4 protein-coding genes and 1 pseudogene are annotated in these 6,150 nt (G+C 61.1%); 3 read left to right on the top strand and 2 right to left on the bottom strand.

Translation table 11 applies throughout. From position 1 onward, the window contains the following. Both HKL97_RS02615 and acs read right to left on the bottom strand, forming a co-directional pair. Nucleotides 1–690: TlyA family RNA methyltransferase (locus tag HKL97_RS02615; protein WP_291422551.1), on the bottom strand; the 690-nt coding region annotated here is incomplete at its 3' end. A 243-nt stretch (nucleotides 691–933) separates the two neighbouring features. Beyond that, entirely contained in the window at nucleotides 934–2,868 is a 1,935-nt protein-coding gene (gene acs / locus HKL97_RS02610; protein WP_291422550.1) for an acetate--CoA ligase, read from the bottom strand. 326 nt (nucleotides 2,869–3,194) lie between these two features. Here acs and HKL97_RS02605 point away from each other — a divergent pair, with 326 nt between their 5' ends. The 3 genes and pseudogenes from HKL97_RS02605 to HKL97_RS02595 form a co-directional block, all read left to right on the top strand. After that, entirely contained in the window at nucleotides 3,195–3,398 is a 204-nt protein-coding gene (locus HKL97_RS02605; RefSeq protein WP_284256130.1) for a cold-shock protein, read from the top strand. A gap of 226 nt (nucleotides 3,399–3,624) precedes the next feature. Next, nucleotides 3,625–5,277, top strand: coding sequence for a long-chain fatty acid--CoA ligase (locus tag HKL97_RS02600; protein ID WP_291422549.1), 1,653 nt, complete (start codon nucleotides 3,625–3,627; stop codon nucleotides 5,275–5,277). Nucleotides 5,278–5,349: 72 nt separating this feature from the next. After that, nucleotides 5,350–5,898 (top strand): annotated as a pseudogene (locus HKL97_RS02595) (IS5 family transposase); the annotation flags it as partial. Nucleotides 5,899–6,150 lie beyond the last annotated feature (252 nt).

Raw genomic sequence — 6,150 nt, 5'->3', positions numbered from 1 at the left:
GAATTCAATATTCCCCTCCGGCCCGGTGATCGGGCTTTTCTCCACACCCAGCACCCGCCAGCCGGGGAGCGACTCCCACCAGGACCGGATTTTCGCGCAGACTGCGGCGTGAATCTCCGGGTCCCGCACAACCCCGCCCTTGCCGACATGCTCGGGCCCGGCCTCGAACTGCGGCTTGATCAGCGCCACCGCGAACGCCCCCGGCGCGCACAAAGCGAGACCGGCGGGCAGCACAATCTGCAACCCGATGAAACTGGCATCACAAACCAGCGCGCCGATGGGCTCGGGGATGATCTGCGCGGTGAGATGGCGCGCGTTGGTTTTCTCCAGCACGGTGACACGCGGGTCAGACCGGAGTTTCCACGCCAACTGGCCGTGGCCGACATCCACCGCGTAGACATGTTTGGCGCCATGGGTGAGCAGCACATCGGTGAAGCCGCCGGTGGAGGCGCCGACATCCAGGCATATCCGGCCGGAAGGGTCGAAGCCGAAATGGCTGAGCCCATGCGCCAGCTTCACCCCGCCGCGCGAGACCCAGGGATGGTCCTGGCCTTTCACGGAAAGGACGGCATCCTCGGGCAACAAATCACCGGCTTTCTGCACCCGCGCGGTACCGGCATAAACCAGCCCGGCCATGATGAGCGCCTGCGCCTTGGCGCGCGACTCCACCAGCCCGGTGGCGACGAGCATAAGGTCGGCGCGCTGTTTTTTTACTGACGTAATAGCCCGACCTCGGTGCAATATCTTGCAAGCTTCATTACGATTGCTGGTGAACAAAATTCCAAATACTCAAAATCAGCGCACACAATGCAATTATTGTTGACACAAGCCACTTCCATTCCTTTTTCAAAAACCGAATTAGCCGTGGATGTTCTAAGTACCGTCAGGGCCAGGAGGCAACGCCCCCTGGCCCCATGGTTTAACCCGCGCGGCTCAACCCGCGCGGTTATCCACCAGGTCAGTCACCACGCCCGGGTCAGCCAGGGTGGAGGTATCGCCCAGGCTGTCGGTTTCGTTCGCGGCGATTTTGCGCAGAATCCGGCGCATGATTTTGCCGGAGCGGGTTTTCGGTAGGCCCGGCGCCCATTGGATCACATCCGGTGCCGCAATCGGCCCTATCTCCTTACGCACCCAGGCAACAAGCTCCTTGCGCAGGGCCTCGGTCGGCTCCGCATCGGCCACCAGGGTTACATAGGCATAGATGCCCTGGCCCTTGATCTCGTGCGGGAAGCCGACCACGGCCGCTTCCGCGACTTTGGGGTGCAGTACGAGGGCGGATTCCACCTCCGCGGTGCCCATGCGGTGGCCGGAGACGTTAATGACGTCATCAACCCGTCCGGTGATCCAGAAATAGCCGTCGGCATCGCGGCGCGCGCCGTCGCCGGTGAAATACAGGCCCTTGAAGGTGGAGAAATAGGTCTGCACGAAGCGGGCGTGGTCGCCGTAGAGCGAGCGCATCTGCCCCGGCCAGGAATCGGCGATGCAGAGGTTGCCCTCGGTCGCGCCGTGCAGGCGCTGGCCTTCGCCGTCCACCAGAATGGGAAACACGCCCGGCAGCGGCAGCGTCGCTGAACCCGGCTTCTGCGCGATGGCGCCCGGCAACGGCGAGATGAGAATGCCGCCGGTCTCCGTCTGCCACCAGGTATCCACGATCGGGCAACGGTTCTCGCCGACCACCCGGTAATACCAGTTCCACGCCTCGGGGTTGATGGGCTCGCCCACCGAGCCCAGAATCCGCAGAGATTTGCGGGAGGTTTTGTGCACCGGGCCTTCGCCGTCACGCATCAAGGCGCGGATGGCGGTCGGCGCGGTGTAGAAGATATTCACCTGATGCTTGTCGATGACCTGCCAGAAGCGTGAGGTATCCGGGTAGTTGGGGATGCCTTCGAACATCAGCGTCGTGGCGCCATTGGCCAGCGGTCCGTACACGATATAGGTGTGGCCGGTTACCCAGCCGACGTCAGCCGTGCACCAGTAAACTTCGCCGGGGTGGTAGTCGAATACATATTGATGCGTGAAGCTCGCCCAGACCATGTAGCCGCCGGTGGTGTGCAGCACGCCCTTGGGCTTGCCGGTGGAGCCGGAGGTGTAGAGGATGAATAGCGGGTCCTCGGCGTTCATCTCCGCCGGGGTATGGGCGGGCGAGGCAGCGGCGGTTACATCCTCGTACCACACATCGCGCCCGGCCTGCATCGCCACATCGCCGCCGGTGGCCTTCACCACGATCACGTTTTTCACCGACGGGCAGGATTTCAGCGCCTCGTCAGCGTTCAGCTTCAGCGCCACCTTGCGCCCGCCGCGGCGGCCTTCATCGGCGGTGATGAGCGCCACGGAGTTGCAGTCCTGAATCCGGTTGGCCAAAGAGTCGGGCGAGAAGCCGCCGAACACCACGGAGTGGATCGCGCCGATTCGCGCGCAGGCGAGCAGCGCCACCGCCGCTTCCACGATCATCGGCAGGTAGATGGTGACGACATCGCCCTTTTTCACGCCCTGGGTGCTCAGCGCATTGGCCAGGCGGCAAACCTGCTCGTGCAGCGCCCGGTAGGTCACCTTTTTGGAATCATTCGGGTCATCGCCTTCCCAGATGATCGCGACCTGATCACCTCGTTCGGCCAGATGCCGGTCCAGGCAATTGGCGGCGGCGTTCAACGTGCCGTCCTCGAACCACTTAATCGAGACATCCCCGGTGAAGGACGTATTTTTGATCTTGGTGGGGGTCTTCATCCAGTCAATGCGCCGGGACTCCTCCGCCCAGAATTCGTCCGGTGCCGAGGCCGCGCGCGCGGTCATCTCATCATAACGGGCCCGGGGCATCAGGGCCGCGGCTGCAATCTCTGGTTTTACCGGTACAATATCCGCATCAGACATATTCGACCCTCCATATTTATTATAGGCTTGACTGCTTATGCCAAGAATCGCGCGTGTTCGGAAGCCTGTCCTAAATTTTAGCACATTGCGGACCGGGGCCAGCGGAAAAATCAGGTTCCAGGAAGGGGCGGGCCGGGGCAGAGGGATTAGGAAGTCGTTGACAATACCAAAGGTTTCTGCGCGAGATTTGGGGGCAATCGACTTTGGCTTGACTTGGGAACGCGCTCCCGGCGACCGGACGCATACAAGATTAACCAGAACCCGGTTGTCCCTCAATCCGCGCGGCAGGCGCGCGGCGGGCCAATGTTAAGGAGCGACGACGAGTAATGGCTACCGGCACTGTTAAGTGGTTCAACACCACCAAAGGATATGGTTTTATTGTTCCCCAGGACGGCGGCAAGGACGTGTTCGTCCACATTACCGCTGTGCAGTCCGCAGGTCTGCGCGGCTTGAACGAGGGCCAGAAGGTCACGTTCGACATCGCGATGGAACGTGGCAAGGCAGCCGCGATCAATCTTAAAGCGGTCTGAGCCGCAGCGCCGGCGTGATGCCGGTTGAACTGGGTTCGCGCAGGCTAAACGGGGTCCTCGGGCCCCGTTATTTTTGTTGCGCCGGGTAAAAAACACCGCTACCCGGACATATGGTTCAGGGTATGCTTGGCAGACGGGCTGCAGGCTTAGCGGAGCTGCCGCCGGTGCCGAATGATGACTCTTCCACAATACGAGGTCTCCACGGCGGCATTATGAGGGGGAAGGCATGGACGGTTTGAATACGCCGCAGCCGGTGCCGGTCTGTGGGCCGGCGGGTGAGCCGGCCTTTGCCATGCTCGACGATGCCGTGCGCCGGTTCGCCCCCCGGCCGGCGCTTGATTTTCTCGGCCGCCGCTGGAGTTATGGGCAACTGGGCCAGTTGACCAACCGTGCCGCCGCCGGCATGCAGAAGCTCGGTGTCAGGCAGGGGGTGAATGTCGGCCTTTGCCTGCCCAACTGCCCTTATAGCGTCATCATGTACCATGCCATCCTCAAGGCCGGCGGCACGGTGGTTAACTTCAACCCGCTGTATACCTTGTCCGAGATCGAGGTGCAGGCGCGCGAAACCGATGTCACGATCATGGTTTCCATGGATCTTGCCATCATCCAGGAAAAAATAGGCAAGCTGGCGGCGGGTGGGCTGTTCAAGCGCGTCATCGTCTGCCCGATGGCCTCCCTCCTCACGCCGCTTAAAGCCATCGCGTTGCGGCTATTCAAGCGCAAGCAGCTGGCGCGGGTTCCTGATCATGCCCCTTATGTAACATTCGAGCGGCTGACCTCCGGCCCGGCGCAGCCAGCCCCCGTCGCGATCGACCCGGCCCGCCATATCGCGGTGCTGCAATTCACCGGCGGCACCACGGGAAAGCCGAAGGCCGCCCAGCTCACCCATGCCAATATCAGCGTGAATGTCCGCCAGGTGCTGGCGGCGCTGCCTGGCGTTATCCCCGGCGAGGAGCGGATGCTGGCAATTCTGCCGCTTTTTCACGTCTTCGCCATGACTGCCGTGATGAATCTGTCGTTGAGCATCGGTGCGGAGATTATACTGCTGCCCAGGCTGGACCTGAAGCTGCTGATGCGAACCATTCACCGCCGCCGCCCGACCATTCTGCCCGGCGTGCCCACGCTCTTCACCGCCATCAGCAACGCCGCCGAGGCATCGGGCAAAACCGATCTGAGCTTCATCAAATTCTGTGTCTCCGGCGGCGCCCCGCTCTCCGAGGAGGTGCGCGGCCGATTCGAGCGCATTTCACATGGCCATATCCTGGAAGGCTATGGCCTTTCGGAAACCTCGCCGGTGCTCACACTCAGCCTGCCGGAGGCGGGCAAGCGCGGCAGCGTCGGGCGCGCGTTGCAAGGCACAACCATCGAAATTCGAGACCCTGAAAACCCGGAGGTGATCCTGCCGCAAGGCGCGCGCGGCGAGATTTGCGCGCGCGGGCCGCAGGTGATGCCTGGTTACTACCACCAGCGTGAAGAAGCCCAGGTTTTCATCGATGGCGCCTTTCGCACCGGCGATATCGGCTATCTCGACGAGGATGGCTATCTCTTCATCGTTGATCGCATCAAGGACATCATCATCTGCGGTGGTTACAATGTTTATCCCCGCACAATCGAGGAAGCGGCCTACCAGCATCCCGCCGTGCAGGACGCCATCGCCATCGGCGTGCCGGACGCGTACCGCGGCCAGGCGCCGAAGCTTTTTGTTGCCCTGCGCCCCGGCCAGCAGGCCACCGGCGCGCAAATTCTGGAATTTCTGCAAAAGCGCCTGAACAAAATTGAAATGCCAAGGTCGGTTGAGGTTCGCGAGACCTTGCCACGCACCATGGTAGGCAAACTCTCCAAAAAGGAGCTGCTGGCCGAGGAGGCTGACAAAATCTAGGTATCTCTGAGTAAGTCTCCTTGAAGGGCAACGGCGGTATTCTGTAACCTCTGTTTGTTTGCGGAGGGTTGCATGCGCCAGTCGCGTTTTGCTGGAACTGGCTTTAAGCGTTACGGCAAGACGACGCGGCGTGCGGCATTTTTGGCGGAGATGGAGCAGGTCATCCCCTGGGGCGAGCTCTGCGCCTCGATTGAGCCTGTGTAGCCCAAGGCCGGGAAGGGGTGCTGGCCAGTTTGGCTTGAGCGGATATTGCGCATCCACTTTCGCCAGTACTGGTTCAACCTGTCTGACCCAGCGGTTGAGGAAGCGCTTTATAAATCGGCCTCGATGCGCCGTTTTGTTGGCATTGACCTGGGTTAGGAGCCGGTCCCCGACGAGACTGTGGTCTGCAAATTCCGCCACTTGCTGGAGGCGCACGATTTCGGGCGTGTTCTGTTTGAGCAGATTGGTGCCCACCTTGAAGCGCGCGGGATCAAGATATCCATGGGCACGATCGTGGAGGCGACGATTATCGCGGCACCGTCTTCGGCCAAGAATGCGTCTGGCCAGCGCGATCCGGAGATGCACAAGACCCGCAAAGGGCAGCAATGGTGTTTCGGCATGAAGGAGCATGTGGGCGTGCCGCGCTTGCGTGAAAATTGTCCGGATTGAGCGGCCGGCCTTGCGGGAGCCGGGGGAGACAAGCGCGGCCTCGGGAGAGGGGTTTTATTTAAGCTCTTGATAAATATAAAAATTCACTGGTAGCGACGGGCGGATTTGAACCACCGACCAAGGGATTATGATTCCCCTGCGGGAGTGCCAAATTATTGTGTTATTTCAAATAGGTATAGAATTTAATAAATTTATTTTTGGGGGATGGGGGTCATCTGGGGG

The sequence above is a fragment of the Acidocella sp. genome (genome assembly GCF_013044125.1).
GTDB lineage: Bacteria > Pseudomonadota > Alphaproteobacteria > Acetobacterales > Acetobacteraceae > Acidocella.
The sequence above is the reverse complement of the archived record's forward strand: the minus strand, read 5'-3'. Positions and strand labels throughout refer to the sequence as shown.

Bases quoted from the DNA above. Each gene is read 5' to 3' on its own strand.
- HKL97_RS02600 (WP_291422549.1), top strand. From the start codon at position 3,625: ATGGACGGTTTGAATACGCCGCAGCCGGTGCCGGTCTGTGGGCCGGCG.
- acs (WP_291422550.1), bottom strand. From the start codon at position 2,868: ATGTCTGATGCGGATATTGTACCGGTAAAACCAGAGATTGCAGCCGCG.
- HKL97_RS02605 (WP_284256130.1), top strand. From the start codon at position 3,195: ATGGCTACCGGCACTGTTAAGTGGTTCAACACCACCAAAGGATATGGT.